Origin of the sequence: Oceanobacillus sp. FSL H7-0719 (genome assembly GCF_045040795.1) — a bacterium.
Lineage (GTDB): Bacteria > Bacillota > Bacilli > Bacillales > Amphibacillaceae > Oceanobacillus.
Genome location: NZ_CP150301.1, coordinates 323112 through 343086, shown reverse-complemented (window position 1 = coordinate 343086; position 19975 = coordinate 323112). Strand labels below are relative to the sequence as shown.

General features: G+C 37.5%; 18 protein-coding genes and 1 pseudogene. 9 read left to right on the top strand and 10 right to left on the bottom strand.

Going from position 1 to position 19975, the window contains the following annotated elements; translation table 11 throughout:
• Positions 1-183 precede the first annotated feature (183 nt).
• A complete protein-coding gene (locus NST93_RS01645) occupies positions 184-1434 on the top strand; it encodes a DNA polymerase IV (RefSeq protein ID WP_405100575.1) in 1251 nt (416 codons plus the stop codon).
• Between the two features lie 77 nt (positions 1435-1511).
• Here the strand turns inward: NST93_RS01645 and NST93_RS01640 are convergent, their stop codons facing one another.
• Positions 1512-2108, bottom strand: coding sequence for a DNA-3-methyladenine glycosylase (locus tag NST93_RS01640; RefSeq protein WP_405100573.1), 597 nt, complete (start codon positions 2106-2108; stop codon positions 1512-1514).
• A gap of 254 nt (positions 2109-2362) precedes the next feature.
• Here NST93_RS01640 and NST93_RS01635 point away from each other — a divergent pair, with 254 nt between their 5' ends.
• Positions 2363-3028 (top strand): peptidylprolyl isomerase, encoded by a 666-nt coding sequence (locus NST93_RS01635; RefSeq protein ID WP_405100571.1) that lies wholly within the window; start codon positions 2363-2365, stop codon positions 3026-3028.
• Between the two features lie 148 nt (positions 3029-3176).
• Positions 3177-4868: an EAL domain-containing protein gene (locus tag NST93_RS01630; RefSeq protein ID WP_405100569.1), complete on the top strand. Its 1692-nt coding sequence runs from the start codon at positions 3177-3179 to the stop codon at positions 4866-4868.
• A gap of 109 nt (positions 4869-4977) precedes the next feature.
• Here the strand turns inward: NST93_RS01630 and tatA are convergent, their stop codons facing one another.
• The 5 genes from tatA to NST93_RS01605 form a co-directional block, all read right to left on the bottom strand.
• Positions 4978-5175: a twin-arginine translocase TatA/TatE family subunit gene (gene tatA / locus NST93_RS01625; protein ID WP_405100567.1), complete on the bottom strand. Its 198-nt coding sequence runs from the start codon at positions 5173-5175 to the stop codon at positions 4978-4980.
• A gap of 42 nt (positions 5176-5217) precedes the next feature.
• On the bottom strand, positions 5218-6834 hold the full coding sequence (locus NST93_RS01620; protein WP_405100565.1) for a M20/M25/M40 family metallo-hydrolase: 1617 nt from the start codon (positions 6832-6834) through the stop codon (positions 5218-5220).
• Between the two features lie 383 nt (positions 6835-7217).
• Positions 7218-8027 (bottom strand): DUF6612 family protein, encoded by an 810-nt coding sequence (locus tag NST93_RS01615; protein WP_405100563.1) that lies wholly within the window; start codon positions 8025-8027, stop codon positions 7218-7220.
• An 83-nt stretch (positions 8028-8110) separates the two neighbouring features.
• A complete protein-coding gene (locus tag NST93_RS01610) occupies positions 8111-9304 on the bottom strand; it encodes a DUF4085 family protein (RefSeq protein ID WP_405100561.1) in 1194 nt (397 codons plus the stop codon).
• A 24-nt stretch (positions 9305-9328) separates the two neighbouring features.
• Complete coding sequence (locus NST93_RS01605) at positions 9329-9901, bottom strand: sugar O-acetyltransferase (RefSeq protein WP_405100559.1); 573 nt, start codon at positions 9899-9901, stop codon at positions 9329-9331.
• Between the two features lie 214 nt (positions 9902-10115).
• Between NST93_RS01605 and NST93_RS01600 the strand changes: the two genes are divergently transcribed.
• From NST93_RS01600 to NST93_RS01590, 3 genes are read left to right on the top strand one after another with little or no spacing between them, the layout of a single operon-like run.
• Entirely contained in the window at positions 10116-11564 is a 1449-nt protein-coding gene (locus tag NST93_RS01600; protein WP_405100557.1) for a SulP family inorganic anion transporter, read from the top strand.
• A 23-nt stretch (positions 11565-11587) separates the two neighbouring features.
• Complete coding sequence (locus NST93_RS01595) at positions 11588-12805, top strand: CynX/NimT family MFS transporter (RefSeq protein WP_405100555.1); 1218 nt, start codon at positions 11588-11590, stop codon at positions 12803-12805.
• Between the two features lie 22 nt (positions 12806-12827).
• On the top strand, positions 12828-13499 hold the full coding sequence (locus tag NST93_RS01590; protein WP_405100553.1) for an RluA family pseudouridine synthase: 672 nt from the start codon (positions 12828-12830) through the stop codon (positions 13497-13499).
• A gap of 199 nt (positions 13500-13698) precedes the next feature.
• Here NST93_RS01590 and NST93_RS01585 read toward each other — a convergent pair whose 3' ends face one another.
• Both NST93_RS01585 and NST93_RS01580 read right to left on the bottom strand, forming a co-directional pair.
• Positions 13699-14883: a DUF2812 domain-containing protein gene (locus NST93_RS01585; protein ID WP_405100551.1), complete on the bottom strand. Its 1185-nt coding sequence runs from the start codon at positions 14881-14883 to the stop codon at positions 13699-13701.
• Positions 14876-15202 (bottom strand): PadR family transcriptional regulator, encoded by a 327-nt coding sequence (locus NST93_RS01580; RefSeq protein ID WP_405100549.1) that lies wholly within the window; start codon positions 15200-15202, stop codon positions 14876-14878. Before NST93_RS01580 ends, NST93_RS01585 begins: the two co-directional genes overlap by 8 nt.
• Positions 15203-15539: 337 nt before the next feature.
• On the opposite strand from NST93_RS01580, the gene NST93_RS01575 reads away from it, so the two are divergent.
• On the top strand, positions 15540-16082 hold the full coding sequence (locus tag NST93_RS01575; RefSeq protein WP_405100547.1) for a hypothetical protein: 543 nt from the start codon (positions 15540-15542) through the stop codon (positions 16080-16082).
• 54 nt (positions 16083-16136) lie between these two features.
• The gene (locus NST93_RS01570) at positions 16137-17687 is read left to right on the top strand and encodes an SPFH domain-containing protein (RefSeq protein ID WP_405100545.1); all 1551 of its coding nucleotides are present in this window, start codon (positions 16137-16139) and stop codon (positions 17685-17687) included.
• A 68-nt stretch (positions 17688-17755) separates the two neighbouring features.
• Here the strand turns inward: NST93_RS01570 and NST93_RS01565 are convergent, their stop codons facing one another.
• Both NST93_RS01565 and NST93_RS01560 read right to left on the bottom strand, forming a co-directional pair.
• Entirely contained in the window at positions 17756-18292 is a 537-nt protein-coding gene (locus NST93_RS01565; RefSeq protein WP_405103725.1) for a helix-turn-helix domain-containing protein, read from the bottom strand.
• A gap of 189 nt (positions 18293-18481) precedes the next feature.
• The gene (locus tag NST93_RS01560) at positions 18482-19384 is read right to left on the bottom strand and encodes a hydroxymethylglutaryl-CoA lyase (RefSeq protein ID WP_405100543.1); all 903 of its coding nucleotides are present in this window, start codon (positions 19382-19384) and stop codon (positions 18482-18484) included.
• Between the two features lie 307 nt (positions 19385-19691).
• Between NST93_RS01560 and NST93_RS01555 the strand changes: the two are divergent.
• A pseudogene (locus tag NST93_RS01555) lies at positions 19692-19856 on the top strand (XRE family transcriptional regulator); the annotation flags it as partial.
• Between the last annotated feature and the right edge of the window lie 119 nt (positions 19857-19975).

Here is a 19975-nt window from a genome sequence, read left to right as displayed (position 1 = left end):
CTCTGTGCCCCATCTTTTATGTTCACACTGAAAAGGAAACAGCAGAGTTGGAATGCTCTTGAATTCAGCTAGATTACTTATCGTCCCAAGGATTTGATAACTACTTGGTTCATTTTTCCATTGCTAACTTTTTTAATCCTGCCTATAATAGGAACAGACGTTCTATAGGTGGTGTTGAAAGTTATGGATTATTCAATTTATCCGCGCAATGATATTCTTTGTATTGACATGCGCTCTTTTTATGCAAGCGTGGAGGCAATGAAGCTAGGACTGGATCCAATGGATACAATGCTTGCTGTTGTTGGAGATTTAAATCGCTCTGGCAGCATTGTGCTTGCTGCCTCTCCCCGGCTCAAAGAAAAATATGGCATCAGCAATGTCAGCCGGTACTTCGAAATGCCTAATGATCCGGAAATTCATATTGTTCCTGCTCGGATGGCAGATTACTTGCATGTATCTTTAGAAATTACAAAACTCCTTAAAAACTATGCACCAGATGAGGCAATTCATCAGTATTCCATTGATGAAGTCTGGATCACTGTAAATGGGCTTCAGCGTATTTTTGGCAATCGCTATGAAATTGCCAGGAAGATCAAAGCTGAAATTCTTGATAACTTTGGACTCACTGCTTCTATTGGAATTGGTGATAATAAATTTCTAGCCAAGGTTGTAATGGATCTCCATTCAAAAAAACATGGAATTGCCGAATGCACATACGAAGATGTTGAAGAAAAACTCTGGCCCTTTCCAGTAGAAAAAATCTGGGGAATTGGCAGCAGAATGAAACGAAATCTAAATCGCATGGGCATTGTCACACTTGGTCAGCTTGCCCGCTACGATTTCCAGCAAATTAAAAAGCGTTTTGGAATTATAGGCGAACAGCTCTATTGGCATGCTTGGGGCATCGATCTTAGTCCTATTTATGGGGACTTTACAAAAAACGAACAGAAGGGCTATGGACACGGAATTTCTTTGCTTCGTGATTACACAAAAAAAGAAGTTGAAACCTGTATCTTGGATTTATGTGAAGAAGTTTGCCGGCGCGCACGAACGGCAAATAAAGCCGGAAAAACAATTCATCTTGGTATTTCCTACGCAAAAGAAACAGCTGGAGGTTTTTCACGGTCTCATAGCATCGAGCGCCCCACAAATGTAACCATGGATATGTATAAAATCTGTATGCAGCTTTTCCACAAATTCTATGATGGAAAAAGTCACCTTCGTCATGTTTATGTGACACTTGGCAACCTTTATGAGCACGAAGATATCCAGCTGGATTTATTCGAAGATCGCGTAAAGAAAAATAATATTGGCTATGTGATGGATGCAATTCGTGATAAATATGGTTCAACTGCCATTCTTCGTGCTTCAAGTTATACAGATGCAGGGATTATTATGGAACGCAGCAAGAAAATTGGCGGACATCAAGCATAACTTTAAGGCTTATTTTTATCAGTAGGCATGCACTTTTTCAGATGATTTTGCAGGTGTTTCGGACAGAGCTGTCTGCCTCACCTAGAAACAAATGGGTTATCTTCCATCCAAAAACGATAAGGATAGTCACGAGCTTCACCTGAATTTGGAATACCTATTCTTGGTCCCTCTTTTATCTGTTTAACTTGCATGCCTTCTGCAATATAAAGCGGAGGTTCGAAAAATGCCCGGCCATAATCTGACATTGTAATTCCCATAGCCTTCGTCAATTTCCCCGGTCCACTTGTCAGGTTTTGCAGTTTTGCCACGGGACGTCTTGCAAGCATCAGATCGGTACCTGTATAGGGTTCAATTGCTCGAATCAAAATTGCTTCCGGCTGGTTAATCTCCCCGCCGACTACATTAATCAAGCAGTGTGTATGCATTTGATATGTATAGACAAGGCCTGCTTGATGATACATAATTTCTGTGCGTTTTGTGCGTCTGTTTCCAAAACTATGGGCAGCGCGATCTATCGCGCCAAGATATGCCTCTGTTTCGACGATAATCCCAGAAGTTACTCCTTCCGCTGTTTCATTGACCAGGATGTTGCCAAGCAGAGATTTAGCTAGATTGATGGTTGGCTGATTATAAAATTGTTTTTGTAATGGCTGAAATTGCTTATCCTTATTCATCTAAATAATCCTTTCTAAGTATTCTATATCTTTTCCTGTTTGGACTTTTAATTTATTTGTTTTTGCTGCTGTCTTGTATAACAGGTAATACAGTTTTATTACCCCATTGTGATGTTTATTATGTATCCTCTTAAAAAAAATTAATCGTTCCCGCTTTTTCACCAAAGTGTTTCATAACTTCAAAGCTTCGTCTTCATAAATAACATGCTATAATGACAACATTGAGCAGGTTAATCAGAAGGGATTGAAACAGGATGAAAAAAATATTATTTTTACTCACTTCCCTGCTTGTCATTTTCTTGGCAGGATGCGGGAATACGGACACAGCTTCAGAAGAAACTCAAAATGAAAGCAAGAACAGCGAGATCAAGGATACAGGGAATTATCCTAGCGATGTAAAGGAGAATCCAATTGTGACAATCACAATGGAGGAAAGCGAGCCAATCACGATTGAACTCTATCCTGAAACTGCACCAAACACAGCAGCAAACTTTATTTCTTTAATTGAAGACGGTTTTTATGACGATTTGATTTTCCACCGTGTTATACCTGGCTTTATGATTCAGGGCGGCGACCCTAACGGCAATGGAACCGGCGGCCCGGGTTATTCCATCCAAGGAGAATTCAGCTCAAATGGCTTTGAAAATACACTTGGGCATGAACGCGGGGTCTTATCAATGGCAAGATCCCAGTCTCCTGACTCAGCAGGCTCACAGTTTTTTATCATGACGGAAGAATCATCTTCTTTAGATGGGGAATATGCTGCATTTGGCAAAGTCATTGATGGAATGGATACAGTCGATCAAATTGCAGCAGCTGAACGCGATGCTGCTGATAAACCTTATGAAGACCAGAAAATAAGTAAAATTGAGGTTGATGTAAAAGGCTATAGTTATCCTGAACCAAAAACACAAAAGTAATCAGACTAAAAGCATTTACTTCATTCGACAGTAAATGCTTTTTTCTATAAATAAACGATAAAATAAATCTCTTTTTTTGTCACAGACTACCTATTTCGTGTATAGTATAATTATACTAGAAAGTCAGTTGAAGAGTGAGGAAAGTCATATGACCAATATTTCTGAATCGGAACTAAATAAGAAACTGAAACAAGACTTTGAACACGCATTGAATCAATCCGTATCAATTGTCATTATTAATCATGAAGGAATAATTAAACAAGTAAATAATAACTATTGCCAACTTTCTCAGTACACGAGGAACGAATTAATCAATCAGCCTTTTCAAATTTTGACCACAGACGAACCTCCGCAGATATCATTAACAGACACCATCGCATTAAATCAAGTCGATAGCATATGGCAAAAGGAACTAAAAAAGCAAAAGAAAGATGGAACCGTCTACTGGGTTGAAGCAAAAATGATCCCTTTCTCAAATGAAGCAAGCAACAAGCAATATATCGTATTACAACGAGATATAACAAAACGAAAAGAGTATGAACAAGCGATTAAAAAGATGGCCTATTCTGACCCGCTTACAAAACTGCCCAACCGAAATAAAATGAAAAAATGGGCAGCAGAGCATGCGCAAAATAAAGATACAGAACTTACAATACTTTTTGTCGATATTGATCGCTTTAAAGTTATAAACGATAATTTTGGTCACAGTATTGGAGACAAAGTATTAATTACAATTTCTGAACGCCTTAAAAATTGTCTTGATAGCAATGAGCTTATTTTTAGGCTCACAGGAGAAAAATTCACTATCATAACAGAAAACAAAACAAGAGAGCAAGTTCAAGAATTAATCAATAAAGTCTCTGAAGCAATCCGGGAACCAATTCAAATAAATGATTTACAGCTCTTATTGACTGCAAGTATTGGTATTAGCAGCGGCTATCCTCGTCCAAAACAAGCTGACTTTTTAGAAGTCATTGAGGATTTAATTAACAAAGCTGATACAGCAATGCTCCACGCGAAAAGACAGGGTGGAAATCAATATTATCGAAATACAGTCAATCAGACTATTGAAATAGAAAGAAACTATTTGATTGAACTGGAAATAAGAAATGCATTAGAGAGAAATGAATTCTCCCTTGTTTATCAGCCATTAATCAATTTAAAAACAAATAAAATCGTTGGTGTTGAGTCCCTTTTACGCTGGAATAACCGTGAGCTTGGCAGTGTATCGCCAGGTGAATTTATCCCAGTTCTTGAAGATACAGGAGCAATAACAGTTGTAGGAAAATGGATAATAAAAACAGTATGCGAACAGATGAAAAATTGGCAAGAGCAAGGTTTGTTTCTCCAACGTATTACTGTAAATGTTTCACCAGTACAGTTCAGAGATCCTGACTTTGTAACTGGCTTAAATGAAATCTTAAACCAGACACAGCTGGATGCTTCCTACCTGGAAATAGAAATCACAGAAGGAACACTAATCGACATTAAAGATTCAGCAAAAAAGCTGCATGATCTGCAAGAGCTTGGCGTTAAAGTTTCGATTGATGACTTTGGAACAGGCTATTCTTCACTCAGCTATTTAAAAAAATTGCCAATAGACACATTAAAAATTGATAAATCCTTTATCGATGATCTTGATCGTGATGGAGAAATAATTGTAAATACTATTATAAGTATGGGGAAAAACTTACAATTCCGAGTGATTGCAGAAGGTATTGAGAATATTGACCAATTTAAATATTTGCAGCAGCAGGAATGTCATGAAGGACAAGGCTATTTCTTCAGCCGGCCTGTTGAAAGCAATAAGATTGAAGAAATATATTATTCCCTGCAATAAAGGAACAAAAGGGAAGCTTCCATCCAGGCTAAAGCATCCCTTCAAAGGTTTCCTGAACCACACTAAAAAAAGAAGGAAAATACATACGGAATATGTATTTTCCTTCTTTTTATTGCTTAGAATTTTCTTCACGTTCTTTTTCTTTGTTTCCTTCTTCTTCTGGTCGATCATTAACAGATGACTTAAAAGCTTTTAAAGTATCGCCAGCAGCCTTTCCAATTTCCGGCATTTTTTTGGGGCCAAACACTATTAAGGCTATTACAATAATTAAAATTAAACCGGGTATCCCAATATTTGCTATTCCCATTTTCTACACCTCCAGCTGATCGGTTATGCCAAAAACTTATTATTATTTATTCCACGTATTGACTAAATCTAGCAGCAGATCCTCCAGTAAGGCTGGAATTTCTTCAAATGCATTTTTAATATGGACTCGTTCTGTTCGTTTATGCGCATCATGCCCGAAAGGACCAATGTTAATAACTGGAGCATCTAATTCCTGCATACCTTCAAAAGGAATACGATAACTATCACCCCAGACAGGTGTATTTTCTTCAAAGGCTGACCAGCCAGCGTGTCCTCCATCGTAATTCACATAACTTAAGTCACAAATTCCATTAAAGAAATGAGCACGTTTCATTGGTAATTCATATTTTTTCCCAGCCCGCTGCAGTACATAGTCTGTACAATATTCCACTAATTCATTTCCAGTTGAATTAACAGCTGGATAATAAGGGGGCGCGAATAAAATAATAATAGCAGGCGCTAACTCCTGACATTGTATCATCAATTTGTCAGTAATTCTTAATGATTTTTCACGTTCATCCCATTCATCATTAAATTGAATATCTGCTTTCACCTCTTCAACAAAATCATTGCCCAATTTTTTAATTGCATATGCTTCTAATTCTTTATAACGGATTACTCTGACTTTTCCAATTGGCTCAACACGCTGTTTTTTACAAATCTCCAGATAATGCTGATTGCATTTTTCTGCAGCCTTTAAAGCAACCTTTTCAAATAACTCAAATACTTCCGAAGCTGTGCGCTTCATTACAAAGATATTATATAAGGCAGAAGAGCGGTACGGTGTCTGTGTCGAATAATTCAAACGGAGATCCGTCTGTTGTAAAGTTACAGGCAGTGGTGTGCTTTCCCCTAGTACCGTTTCTTGGAACAGCTCATTCCATTCCATTTCCCTGGTCATAAAAGAGGAAATATATGGTGACGTTATCCCACTCAACGGCTCTCCGGCATGAGTTTCTTTTCCATAGAATAAGGACGCAGCAAGTATTTTCCCGATTGTGCCAGTGTATAAATACTGTGTTGGGTCAAGCGGTTCCTGTCGAAATACTGGTTCACTGTTTAAAAATAATTTAAAATCCAGCTTGTATTCCTCTTTTAATTCCAATAAAGCTGGTACAGCATCTCTCATGCCAGCAGAATTTACTTCTTCATCTGGTACAGTCAGCAAAATTAAATTTAACTTCCATTTTTCCGCGATTGCCTTCTCCAGCAAGTATATATGTGTAACCAGCCCCATTTTCATATCCATTGTTCCCCTGCCAAATAAATATTCATTTGACTGTAAATCATCCCAAACCTCGGCAGGCAACTCTTCTTCATGCTCAAGAAGTATTTTTGTCAGCTCTTCCGGCTGTGTCGCCAGAGGTTCAAGTGTACCATATTCTTCTGTATTAACAGTGTCAAAATGACTGAGAAGAACAATTGTCTCCGTTGCTTCCGGGTGTTTATATAATGCAGTTAATAATTTTCTTCTTAAGGTTGTTTCATGTAAAGCAAGCTGCTCTGGATATGTTTGAAAATACATGATATCTTGCAGCTTTGCATGAAGCTTTATTGGAAACTGCTTTTCCCCTTCTGAAAGTGTGATGCTTTTCCAGCTGACAATTTCATTCAGCAAATTGCGCAGCTGAATTGGTGTATTCCATTTTAAAGCCTCCATCCCAATTCCTCCCCCGTAATCAAACGCACATATCATAAAAGATGCAATCATTGGCCAATAAATGTATGCGCATTCATCTATGTATTATATACACCTCTCATTATAACAGCTACTATCCTGTTCATCCAAAGTTGATAAAGAATCAAATCTTTATTCTTATGTCATTTACAAATTGTCAGCCTTTCATTCCTTTGTTTTAATAATAACAACAAACACAGCACCAAAAGTAAAACTGCTCTATGAGAAAAACGCACAGAGCAGTTTTACGATTTATTTATGTTCTCTTAACTTCTATATTTGTCTGAAAAGCCTTCCTTACAATCCATGTATGCTTGAAGACCTGATTGTGTATGACATCCAAGCATTTATCCTTCGTAAAGGAATTACATATCCTGTGCAGCGTCAATGACTTCTTGAGGAACTTCAATGGAATCAACTGTATTTATACCAGTATAAGCTGCATTCATTTCCTGATTCATACGCATGGTATTTCCTTCTTCATCGACTGCAATTTCAAAATCAAGATTTGAAATGACCGACTTTGTATCATAAGTTTTATTATCAATACGAATTTCATAATCAATCGAATGGATGGTCATGCTGTCTAATATTTCATTCATATCGGCTCCAGCCTCTGCAAAAATGCCTGTACCAAGGTACTCTTCAACATACTGCTGTGTAAATTCTATTAATTCATCACCTTCACCAGAAAATTTAAAGATATACTGTCCATCCTCTTCAGAAAACTCCACATCATCCATGAATGATTCTAGCATTGCTAATTGTTCAGTTGGGTCTTGGTCCATACCCGAAAGTTCTTCAGCCATGGAGGCATCCATTTTCAGCCATGCTTGATTCGCTGAGTCGAACATGTATATCCCATCCTCTACCATATACATTTCTGACTCGGAAGTGACCGGCATTCCGTCTATTTCGATGTTCATTGTTCCTTTTTGGTGCATCGCCAATGGATCCATTAAAATAGAAGCTTGCATGTCCATATCCATTACCATCTCACCCATTTCCGGCGCACCCTCCATTGTTTGGCTGATTTTCATATCCATTTCAGCACTTTCAAGTTTTTCTCCAGCTTCCACCGCTTTTTGATACACATCCTGCGCCTCTTCGCTATCACCGCAAGCAGCAAGAAATACCATAAATAAAGCAATAAATAATAAAGTTATTTTTCTCATTTTCTCTCTCTCCTCCCTTGATACTTATACGAGTTTACAATATAAAGGTTTCAGATTCATGGAAAATCATTAAAAGAAACTGATTATGCATCTTCTAATAAATACTTGAATTTTGCTGAATTACTAGAATTTAAAACATTATATTCACTAAAACGCTCCAAATAAATAGATAAGAACATTTCATTTTCCTCTGTCTGTTGTACTTTTGCTAACACTTGATTTATTTTTTCTTTATAAGCTTCCGGTTCGTTGTACATCGAATTCCAAGCTTGTACTTGCAGTGAGATGTTCTCACCAAAAATTGCTGGAATAATTTCATTTTCCGGAAGCAGCTCCTCCAAATTTTCCTCTGGATTTTCATAAACATCTGTATAAATAAATTGCGCGGGATAATATTCATCAAAGGTATATACATAAACCTGCTCCTTATCTATCACCCGAATAGCTTCCCCACTTATTTCAAGCTCTCCGTGTTCTAACACAATTTGACCGTCCGTAAAAGTCATCCTTTCTTCAATATCTGGTGTAATGAACCAATATGTTTGTTCTGAATTAAGCTGTTGTAAATATTCGATTAGTGTCATATTTTCCAGTTTTTCTTCAAGAGCTAACTGTGTATATAATCCCGGCCGGAAATAATAATCTGCAGTTACGTCTTTGAAGACGATAGTCCACTCAAGCTCGTCAGTCAGCACCCGCAAATGAAACATGTTATTTATATACTGCAGTTCATCATATACAATTGTTTCCCCAGCTGTTAAGCCTTCATTGCTGATTTCTTCAGCCACCCCATGGAACTGAAGATACACACGATCCATTAATGAAAAGCCTCCACATTCTAATTTAAGCATGATGCAGTCCCTATTTCTCTCTAGCTTTTCAATTAAAGCATCGTGAAAACCCTCTTTAAAGACTCTCTGGACATTACCTGCCAAATATTCAGCAGCTTTCTCCGTTTGTTCAGATGCTAATGTAAGGATTTGACTAAATGCTTCCTCTCTTTCTTCTATCCACGATAAATAATCTTCTCGAACAGAAAGCGGCAGATCAGGCTGGTTGAGTGTTCCACTTTCAATGTAAGGATGAAAACGTTTTGGCACAATCTGATATAGTTCTGTTTTTACCTCCTCAAGCTCATCACGCAGTTCGCCATGTATGTCTACCCCTTCTTCTTTCGCTTCCCTAAGCACTGCTTCCCATTCATCATCTGACTCATGAATTAGCAATAAATTACTCTTTTCAAATGTTTCTTTCGCTTCTAACGTTAAATTCCACATTATGCGTCCCCCCTTGCCTTTAGATTAACTGTCCTTTTTTTCTGTCACATATTTGATTATTCTTGCAGGGTTTCCCCCAGCTATAGCTCCCTCTGGTACATCTCTTGTTACTACTGCTCCCGATGCGATCACTGCATTATCGCCGATGGTTACACCAGGGTTGATGATTGCACTGCCCCCAATCCAGACATTATTGCCAATCACAATTGGTTTCGCATACTCGATTCCACTGTTACGCAATTCGGCTTCAAGAGGATGTGTGGCCGTATAAAGCTGCACACCTGGTCCAAACATACAATTATGCCCTATCCGAATCTCACATACATCCAGAAATACACAGTCAAAATTAGCAAAAAAACGTTCGCCTAAATGGATATTATAGCCATAATCACAGCGGAAAGTCGGTTCAATATAAAACTCTTCTCCAACAGTTCCCAAAAGCTGACTAAGAAGGGCTTTCCGACTTTTTGACTCTGTTTCTTTTGTTTCATTATATAACCGGGTTAATCTTCTTGCCTCTATGCGATCTTCTACTAATTGCTTGTCTTCAGGATGATATAACTCCCCTGCAAGCATTTTTTCTTTTTCTGTTTTCATTCTCCTATCCCCCAATCCTATAAATTATTCTAGTCTAAGTATAAGCTGTTTCATAAAATATAGCTTTATATAAAGAAACAAAAAAAGACAGAGTGGATAGTGTTTACCGCTGTTTTTCTTTCATTCTATTTTATGCTATGATTGCTAGTGTTAAAATAAATGTAACCCCCTCTATATATGAGGGGTGTTTTTAATAACTTTTAGAGGTGAAAAATTGAATACACAGACATTAAAAAAACAATGGTTCGGGAATGTGCGTGGAGATATTCTCGCTGGAATCGTTGTCGCACTCGCTTTAATCCCTGAAGCTATAGCCTTTTCCATCATTGCTGGAGTTGACCCAATGGTTGGACTATATGCTTCATTTTGTATTGCAATCGTAATTGCTTTTGTAGGCGGAAGACCAGGTATGATTTCCGCAGCTACTGGAGCGATGGCTTTAGTTATGGTTGATCTCGTTGCAGATTACGGCTTAGAGTATTTACTTGCAGCAACTATTCTAACAGGAATCATTCAAATATTATTTGGCATTTTTAAATTAGCTAAAGCGATGAAGTTCGTTCCGCGCTCTGTCATGATTGGTTTCGTCAATGCACTTGCCATAATGATATTTTTGGCACAGCTCCCACACTTCGCAGGAGAATCTTGGATTATGTATTTACTTGTTGGAGTAACCTTGGCAATTATTTATCTTTTTCCAAAGCTTACAAAAGCAGTTCCTTCAACACTTGTTGCGATTGTCGCAGTTACAGCGGTTGTTATCTATGGAAACATAAATATTGGTACTGTCGGAGATATGGGAAATATCACCCAAAAACTGCCTGTTTTTCTATTTCCCGACATTCCATTCACTTGGGAAACTTTGATGATTATCCTTCCTTATTCCTTTTCATTGGCGATTGTCGGGTTGATTGAATCACTGCTCACAGCTAATATAATTGATGATATGACAGACACTGCTAGTAATAAGAATAAAGAAAGCCGCGGACAAGGGATTTCCAACATTATTGCTGGATTTTTCGGTGGCATGGCTGGATGTGCCATGATTGGTCAGTCCGTAATTAATGTGAAATCAGGTGGTCGTGGGCGATTATCTACTCTTGTTGCCGGTGCATTTCTTATGTTCCTCATCGTTGTATTAGGAGGCTTGGTTGTGCAGATTCCATTAGCAGCATTGGCGGGCGTTATGTTTATGGTGTCAATCAGTACTTTTGATTGGGCTTCTGTACGAAATTTGCATCGTATCCCAAGAACAGATGCAATTGTAATGGTGACAACTGTAATTATTGTCATTGTCACGAGCAACCTTGCACTTGGCGTTTTGGCTGGTGTTTTATTAAGTGCTATCTTTTTCGCAGCGAAAATATCTAAAGTTGAAATCACAGAAACATTATTAGTAGAACAGCAAACAAAGCTATATACTGTAAACGGACAGCTCTTTTTCGCCTCTGTCAGTGACTTCCCAAATCATTTTAATTATGATGATCCAGTTGAAACAATCATCATTGATTTAACAGGAGCACATTTATGGGATGATTCAGCTATCGGTGCTTTAGAAAAAGTGGAAGAAAAATATAGACAAAATAATGTTAAAGTCACATATAGAGGAATGAATAAAGAAAGTATTGCATTGAAAAGTCGAATGCAAGGAACGAATATATAAGTAGAAGAAAAGGATTGGTTATTATGGAAAATGCAAAACAATCAAAAAAGCTTTACCAATTTATTTTGGTTGCTGGAATAATTGCGATTTCTTTTAATTTAAGACCAGCAATCACTTCCGTGGGACCACTCATTGGAAACATTAGAGATGATGTTTCCTTAACAAATGGGAGTGCAGGGCTGTTAACAAGTTTGCCTCTCATTGCCTTTGCGATTATGTCACCTTTTGCTGCAAGATTAGGCAATCGTTACTCGTATGAAGGTGCTATGTTAATCGGCTTATTCCTGCTGCTTATTGGAATAAGTATCCGTCCCGTCTCGTCCATCATTCTATTATTTGGCGGAACTTTCATTGCGGGATTGGGGATTGCAATTCTTAATGTATTGCTGCCCGGATTAATTAAAGATAAATTTCCTTTTAAAGTGGGACTGATGACGAGTATCTATACAACCACAATGGGAGTAATTGCCTCTTTAGCATCTGGGGTCAGTATTCCTATTGCCGAAAGTTTTGAAAAGAATGGCTGGAGATTTTCACTATTACTTTGGATAATACCCGTCATTCTTGCCCTGATTGTATGGGTCTATTTAAAAACAAAAAGTAAGCATACAAATAAGCATAAAGACAGTGTTCAAACAAAGAACACCTATTCTTCAAACAAGAGAATATGGCTTCAGCCATTGGCTTGGCAAATTGCTATTTTCATGGGACTTCAGTCACTTTTATTCTATGTCACGATTTCTTGGCTGCCGGAAATTCTATTTTCTAAAGGTCTAACGACGGAAACCGCAGGCTGGATGCTTTCCTTCACGCAATTTATTGGACTGCCTGCAAGCTTTATTGTTCCAATGCTTGCTGATAAATTAAAATCACAAAGGGTTATTATTGTTACTCTAGCATTATCCTATTTCACTGGTTTTGCGCTGCTATTATTCAGCAATAATTTCATTTTCACGATAATAAGTACGATATTGATTGCGTTCCCGTTATCTGGGATATTTGCACTGGCACTTACACTGCTTGGTATGCGAGCAAGAACTTCCAGCGATGCAGCAGATCTGTCCGGAATGGCACAGTCAGTCGGCTATATTCTAGCTGCAGTCGGTCCGATATTTATCGGTTTCCTATTTGATTTATCAGGGAACTGGAATTTTCCGATTATCGCAATTTTAATCTTTATCATTCTGCTGCTTTGCTTTGGCTTATTAGTAGGTAAAGAACGTTATGTCTATGATAAATAATTTGGATAAGAGGAGATACAAAATGAAACCGTCTATTTTATATGAAGATAATCATCTGATTTTCGTGGAAAAGCCAGTCAATATGCCTGTACAAGAAGATCGGACAAAGGATTTAGATTTACTAAATGCCATTAAAGAAGATATTAAAGAACGATATAATAAACCAGGAAATGTCTATCTTGGACTTGTTCATCGTTTAGACCGGCCAGTTGGCGGTGTAATGGTCTTTGCTAAAACATCAAAAGCGGCATCTCGTCTATCCGATACGATTCGCAGACAGAAAATAGAAAAGAAATATCTGGCAGTTGTCAGAGGGAAGCCTGATAAAAGTTTCGCTCGTTTAGAAGACTTTTTAGTAAAAGATAAACAGAAGAATATGGTCCACACTGTAAATGAAAATCATAAAGATGCGAAAAAGGCTGTTCTTGATTTTGAAGTGCTTGGTACGAAGAAAGATTTAAGCTTCGTTTCAATCACACTTCATACCGGACGTCCTCATCAGATTCGTGTGCAATTTGCTTCCCGGGGTCTTCCTTTGTATGGTGATCAAAAATATGGTGCAGCTGTTAATAAACCAGGCCAGCAAATTGCCCTCTGGTCTCAAGCATTAGCATTTGAACATCCTACGAAAAAAGAAGAAATTCGTGTGCAATCAGTACCGCCAAGGGAATATCCCTGGAATCTTTGGAGTTAATACAAATAGCGTTTAGCACTGTGAGCGATTGTACAGTGCTAAACGCTATTTTTTATACAGAAATGATATAATCCTATATCTCTTTTACTAAAGCTTATCTCCAAGCACGCTTCAACTTAATAATAATAGATAGATGTTATTCCTTTCTAAGTGATATTAAACAGCCTTGAACATTGCCTTTCCAGTTTGATTTCCTTACTTATTGGTCGAATACTTTTTCTTTTAATTGTTCTATAGACTGGTTCCCATCATAATAAATAACATAAACATTTTTTTCTTCCCTTGCAATGATGATCGCAGACAGAGTATTTTCCTCTATCCATACCTCATCATATCCTGCTACCTGATGCTCCGTAAATTTGCTTGATTTATAATCATGTTCCTCTAATAATAGATTAAGAAGTTTTTCTGCAATCTCTCTGGTTAGAGCTTCATATTTTTTAGATTGGATTGCTGGCTGGTATTTTTCCTTACTATTATTCCAGGTTTCACCTGGTATAAAAAATTGCTGATGCAATATAAATTGCTTTGGAACGAGAATGCTCGACTCCTTTACAAAATGATTATCCCGCTTTCCAACCATTCCATTATTCTCATAGGTTACTTTTGTTAAATCTACATTTTCAATATCTGCTAAGCTTATAACAGGCAGCTCCCCTGCTGGAATTTTTGGATACATTTTATCCGGATTTAGTTTTGGAGCTCCCAACACAATAAGAACGATAGCGCAAACAGATAAAAGAAAAAAGCTGAATCTGCCAAACTTTATTTTTTGCTTATATTTATGATTACGCTGCAGTCCAATTCCCTTCTGAAGCTTCTTGATTAATGACGTTATATGTATGATCCCTGAGATAAAATAATATACAAGGTAAAAATAGAATAAAGTAAAAAGTGCATCAGTGATAATTTGATTACTTAATAAATCATAACTGGTTAAATGATTAAACATAATCAGACGGAGAGAAAAAATAAATATCGTAAGTAAAAAAAATGCAATACTGTTAGACCACATACTTTTTTTAAGTATTTTAATTGATTCTGCCTGCAGCACAGGATCTGTATGTATTTCAACTGCTTGTTTTTCTTTTCTCTTACGGAATACATGCACGAATCTCCTAGAAGTCACATAATCCCATCCAGCATCATCATATAATTGAATACGTTCCTCTTCAATCTCCTGATTTTTCTTTGTAATCTCAATTCGATAGCCTATTTCCTCAGGAAGGGCTTCCACAAAAATTGCTCCCCATAAAACAAGATTCTCAAGTTGCCAGCCCTGTTTAGCCATATCCATAAACCAAGCCTCTTGTTCTTCAATATGCCATTCATGAAGCCAGATGATTTTAAACTTTCTTTTTCTGTTCATTCCTTTCTCACGCATACTCATCTCCCACTTTTCCCTCAATAATAGATTTGCCTTCTGCAACCATACTGGCTAATCGTTTAAATTCTATCATTAAAGCTCTTTCACCAACCGCTGTCATCTTATATGTTTTTCTTCTTTCCTCTTTGTCAGCCAGCTGAATGAAATTATCCTTTTCCAAACGTTTTAATATCCCATAAAGCGTTCCGGGTCCCATATTAATCCGGTCACAAGAGATTTCACTTACTTTTTCCATTATTGCATAGCCGTGCAGAGGTTCTTTTAGAGCGAGCAGGATATAATACATTGCTTCGGACATCGGATTTTCATTCTTCATATACAGTTCACCATTCCTTATATCGCCTTACGATATATTGCTGTACATAATATATCTAATTTGTCAGAAAATATCAAGTTGATTTTTAATCATTATTATTTTTAAAATTATGTTGAATATCATGATTAAATCGAATATGGTTAAAGTATATGTGCTTTTTTAGATTACTTGCTATTCGTTACTTTTCTATGATAAGAGTATGAAAAGATAAGTAAAGAAAATAAATTTAATAGTAAATGCAATGATTTATTTTTCGTTAAATCATGAAACCAAACATCCACCTCATCCGTATATATACTAAGCATTAAAATGCGGTTGTCGAGAAAGGAGAATATGTATGGAGTTATTTGGAGCGACCTTAGAAACGATTTACTTGTTTATGCTCATCCTGGCAGGAATCCTGACCATCCTCTATTTATTTTTAGGTGATTTCCTGGACGGAATTGGTGATATCAGCCCCTTTCTTAATCCGGCACTCATTTTGGCATTTATAACCTTCTTTTCTGCTTCAGCTTATATTTTGGAGATCACAACATCACTTCCAACATTGCTGATTGCTGCAGTTTCAATTGCAATTGCTTTTATACTAGATACTTTCCTTAACATCTTTGTATTTATACCAATGGCGTCAGCAGAAGAGTCTTTAAGCTACACAGAAGATTCATTAAAAGGACGCGTAGGGACAATTATTACTTCGATCCCTATGGATGGTTTCGGTGAAATTATGATTAAAAGCAAAAGCGGCACGATTTCTAAACCGGCAGCAAGCTACGATAATGAGATTATCAATCTAGAACAGCAAGTTCTCGTTATTGAAGTTAAAAATGGTGTACTTTATGTCATACCATATGAAAATGAGTTAGACGCTTATTCTAATTAATCTGCTCTATACAAAGAGTTTATTAATAAAAAGTAAAATAAAGGGGGAAACATTATGCTAGAATCGATTAGCTTAACAGTATGGATTGTAGTTGGTATCGTTATATTTTTACTTGTTGCATTGATTGCAATTTTCACTTCCAAATACCGTACTGCTGGGCCAGATGAAGCATTAATTGTAACAGGAAGTTATCTTGGCGGAAAAAATGTACATACGGATGAATCAGGCAATAAAATTAAAATCATCCGTGGTGGAGGGACGTTTGTACTGCCAGTATTTCAGCAGGCAAGCCCATTAAGTCTTTTATCCAGTAAGCTGGAAGTATCCACACCAGAAGTATATACAGAACAAGGTGTACCGGTAATGGCAGATGGAACAGCAATTATTAAGATTGGCGGTTCTATCGATGAGATTGCTACGGCTGCTGAACAATTTCTAGGTAAGTCACGTGATGACCGTGAAAATGAAGCAAAGGAAGTTTTAGAAGGACATCTTCGTTCCATCCTTGGTTCAATGACAGTCGAAGAAATCTACAAAAACCGGGATAAATTCTCCCAGGAAGTGCAGCGCGTTGCTTCACAAGATCTTGCGAAAATGGGACTGATCATTGTCTCGTTCACAATTAAAGAAGTACGTGACAAAAATGGCTATCTCGATTCACTAGGTAAGCCAAGAATTGCACAGGTGAAGCGTGACGCCGATATCGCGACTGCTGATGCTGAGAAAGAAACAAGAATTAAACGTGCTGAAGCAGCTAAAGATGCCCAAAAAGCAGAACTAGAACGCTCAACTGAAATTGCAGAAGCAGAGAAAGAAAATCAATTAAAAACTGCAGAATATCGCAGAGAACAAGACATTGCTAAAGCAAGAGCTGACCAGGCATATGATTATGAAACAGCACGTGCGAAGCAACAGGTTACTGAGCAAGAAATGCAAATCCAAATTATCGAGCGTCAAAAACAAATTGAACTTGAAGAAAAAGAAATTCTGCGTCGTGAGAAACAATACGATTCTGAAGTGAAGAAGAAAGCTGATGCGGATCGCTATGCAGTAGAACAAGCTGCAATCGCTGAAAAGGCAAAACAATTCGCTGATGCCGATGCGAATAAATATCGAATTGAATCTCAAGCACAGGCTGAAGCAGAGCAAGTTCGGGTTGATGGTCTTGCGAAAGCTGATTCTTTAAGAGCCCAAGGGGAATCGGAAGCAGAAATTATCCGTCTCAAAGGGATTGCCGAAGCTGAAGCGAAAGAGAAAATCGCGCAGGCCTTTGAACAGTTCGGCCAAGCAGCTGTGCTCGACATGGTAATGAAGATGCTTCCTGAATATGCGAAGGAAGTTGCTGCTCCACTTGGCAATATTGACAAGATTACTGTAGTTGATACAGGCGGCAGCGAAAGTAACGGAGGAGCAAATAAGGTTTCTAGTTATGCTACGAATTTAATGGCTACCCTGCAAGAATCTTTAAAAGAAACATCTGGAATTGATGTCAAGGATCTCCTTGAGAATATTGCTGGTAAGCAGGCAGTAAGCGATACTGCTTCACCTGCTGCACCACAGCCTATTAAATTTGAACAAGAAAATAGTGATCCAGCCGATCATTAAAATGTAAAAAAGATGGTTTTCAGCACTAGCTGGAAACCATCTTTTTAATAGTTTGGAAAACTTTCCGTTTAATTCCGATCAATAAATAAAGTCAGCACACGTGCTTCTTCATTATCAACCGGGACAAATAAATGTGGCTTATGCCCTTGGAAATAAGCGCTGTCTCCCCTATCCATTACATATTCCTCTCCATCATAGAAAAGAATAATCGAACCTTCCAAAATAAAGATAAATTCATCCTGAGAATGAGTGTACCCTTCCTCACGGCGATTACTATCCTTTGGTGTAACATGTACAATCGTTGGCTCAATTCCGCTATAATATGCACGATTAGCCAGGAGTTCATAAGAGTAACCTAAATTATCATTCTCATCACCAAGCCGGGACTGACGATCCGCTTTCTTCTGGAGTACAAGGTCCTCTTCCGTTTTCTCATCTAACAGCCATGATAAAGGCACATCTAAAACTTCACTTATTTTTGATAGTGTTGCAACAGCAGAAGCGGTTTGGCCATTTTCTATTTTTGAAAGCATGCTTTTCGATATTTGGCACTGATCTGCCACCTGCTGCTGGGTCATTTTTTTTCTTAAACGACTTTGTTTTATTTTCTTTCCAATACTTTGCAGATCTATGGAAGTTCATTCCTTTCAAAATTAATCACATATATATGTATGCCTTTAATCATAAGTTAGCATGGTATTCTAGTCAAGAACTGCCTTTATTATGCATAAAAAACCATTAATTCAAGCAGAAAGCTGTATACTTCGCTTCTGCTTGAATTAATGGCCCACCGTTTACAAATTGGAAATATAGGCTAATGAACGACTAGGAAGTTTCTTTCCAAGTTCGCTCTGAATATAGAGACCCGCATCCTGCATTTTTCTTTCGCTTATTCCAGTATGAATCCCGACACCATGCAGTAAATATAATACATCATTTGTATCCACATTACCTGCTGCACCTGGAGCATATGGACATCCGCCAAGGCCTCCAACCGTACTGTCAAAACGTGTAATGCCATAATGGAGCGCTGTCATGATATTAGCAATCGCCATTCCTCTCGTATCATGAAAGTGCAGAATTAATTTTTCTTTAGGAAATTCCTTCATAATAACTTCCAGCAATTGCTCCACCTGACTTGGTACAGCCGTGCCAATTGTATCACCCAGGGATATATCATCTGCACCTGCATTTATCAGGTGCTCACATACCTTGAGCACCTTGTCAGGCTGTATTCTCCCTTCATAGGGACAATCAAAGACAGTTGATACATAACCAGTTACATTCTTCCCTGCTTGCTTAGCTTCTTTAATTACTTCTTCTAAAATTGGATATGTGCTCTCGACCGTTTTATTTATATTCTTCTGATTATGTGTTTCACTTGCAGACATGAACACCGATGCCCCATCAATCCCTGCCTCTAATGCATATTCCAATCCCCTTATATTTGGTACAAGCGCAGAGTAACTAACATTTGGATTTCTTTTGATTCTTCGCCCGACCTCTCTGGCATCTGAAAGTGCTGGAATCATTTGAGGACTTACAAAAGAAGAATACTCAATTTCCTTTACACCAGTATTAGACAGCATATTAATCCAAGCAATCTTATTTTCCGTTGAAATCCATTGTTTCTCATTTTGTAATCCATCACGGGGACCTACTTCTTTAATAATAACCTCGCTTGGTAAATTTCTCATCCTACCCCTCCTAACATCTTGGAAAAAAATAAAGTGATTAGTAAACGCTTACAAATTAATTGAAATGTACGTCCTGAATCACTATGTTCTTTGTTAACGATATTATTCAATCCTGTTTCACCTTGTTCAACATTGTTGAATGAATTATATAATAAATATTCTTACAATGTCAATCAGTATTGCTTCATTTCATCACTTATAAACTTTTATAATTCTTTTACTCACTCTATATAATTTATACAAACAACGGACAGTTTGACTCCATTTTTCTTTTCATACAAAAAAAGAAGATAAATATGACTTTAGAGTGTTTGGGCTTTCGATAAAAGAAACTCGAACAAAACAAGAATTAACCCTTGGAAAAGCAGGAACATTGATAGAGATTGACCCGCGCTATTTAACGTATATTAAGAATAAGGGACAGCACACTAGCATACAGGTACTTTATGACCTTGTATCGTTGTTAAATGTTTTGTTTTTTTGTTCATTTTTTAAGACAGTCACATCCTTCAATACAATAAGGGAGACCACCACATTAAGTAGAGAGCCTTAATTGTTGAAGGTTAATAAAAACTATGGCAATTAAAAAAA

Coding starts and splice junctions, on each gene's coding strand:
- NST93_RS01645 (WP_405100575.1), top strand. CDS start 184: ATGGATTATTCAATTTATCCGCGCAATGATATTCTTTGTATTGACATG.
- NST93_RS01640 (WP_405100573.1), bottom strand. CDS start 2,108: ATGAATAAGGATAAGCAATTTCAGCCATTACAAAAACAATTTTATAAT.
- NST93_RS01635 (WP_405100571.1), top strand. CDS start 2,363: ATGAAAAAAATATTATTTTTACTCACTTCCCTGCTTGTCATTTTCTTG.
- NST93_RS01630 (WP_405100569.1), top strand. CDS start 3,177: ATGACCAATATTTCTGAATCGGAACTAAATAAGAAACTGAAACAAGAC.
- tatA (WP_405100567.1), bottom strand. CDS start 5,175: ATGGGAATAGCAAATATTGGGATACCCGGTTTAATTTTAATTATTGTA.
- NST93_RS01620 (WP_405100565.1), bottom strand. CDS start 6,834: ATGGAGGCTTTAAAATGGAATACACCAATTCAGCTGCGCAATTTGCTG.
- NST93_RS01615 (WP_405100563.1), bottom strand. CDS start 8,027: ATGAGAAAAATAACTTTATTATTTATTGCTTTATTTATGGTATTTCTT.
- NST93_RS01610 (WP_405100561.1), bottom strand. CDS start 9,304: ATGTGGAATTTAACGTTAGAAGCGAAAGAAACATTTGAAAAGAGTAAT.
- NST93_RS01605 (WP_405100559.1), bottom strand. CDS start 9,901: ATGAAAACAGAAAAAGAAAAAATGCTTGCAGGGGAGTTATATCATCCT.
- NST93_RS01595 (WP_405100555.1), top strand. CDS start 11,588: ATGGAAAATGCAAAACAATCAAAAAAGCTTTACCAATTTATTTTGGTT.
- NST93_RS01590 (WP_405100553.1), top strand. CDS start 12,828: ATGAAACCGTCTATTTTATATGAAGATAATCATCTGATTTTCGTGGAA.
- NST93_RS01585 (WP_405100551.1), bottom strand. CDS start 14,883: ATGCGTGAGAAAGGAATGAACAGAAAAAGAAAGTTTAAAATCATCTGG.
- NST93_RS01580 (WP_405100549.1), bottom strand. CDS start 15,202: ATGAAGAATGAAAATCCGATGTCCGAAGCAATGTATTATATCCTGCTC.
- NST93_RS01575 (WP_405100547.1), top strand. CDS start 15,540: ATGGAGTTATTTGGAGCGACCTTAGAAACGATTTACTTGTTTATGCTC.
- NST93_RS01570 (WP_405100545.1), top strand. CDS start 16,137: ATGCTAGAATCGATTAGCTTAACAGTATGGATTGTAGTTGGTATCGTT.
- NST93_RS01560 (WP_405100543.1), bottom strand. CDS start 19,384: ATGAGAAATTTACCAAGCGAGGTTATTATTAAAGAAGTAGGTCCCCGT.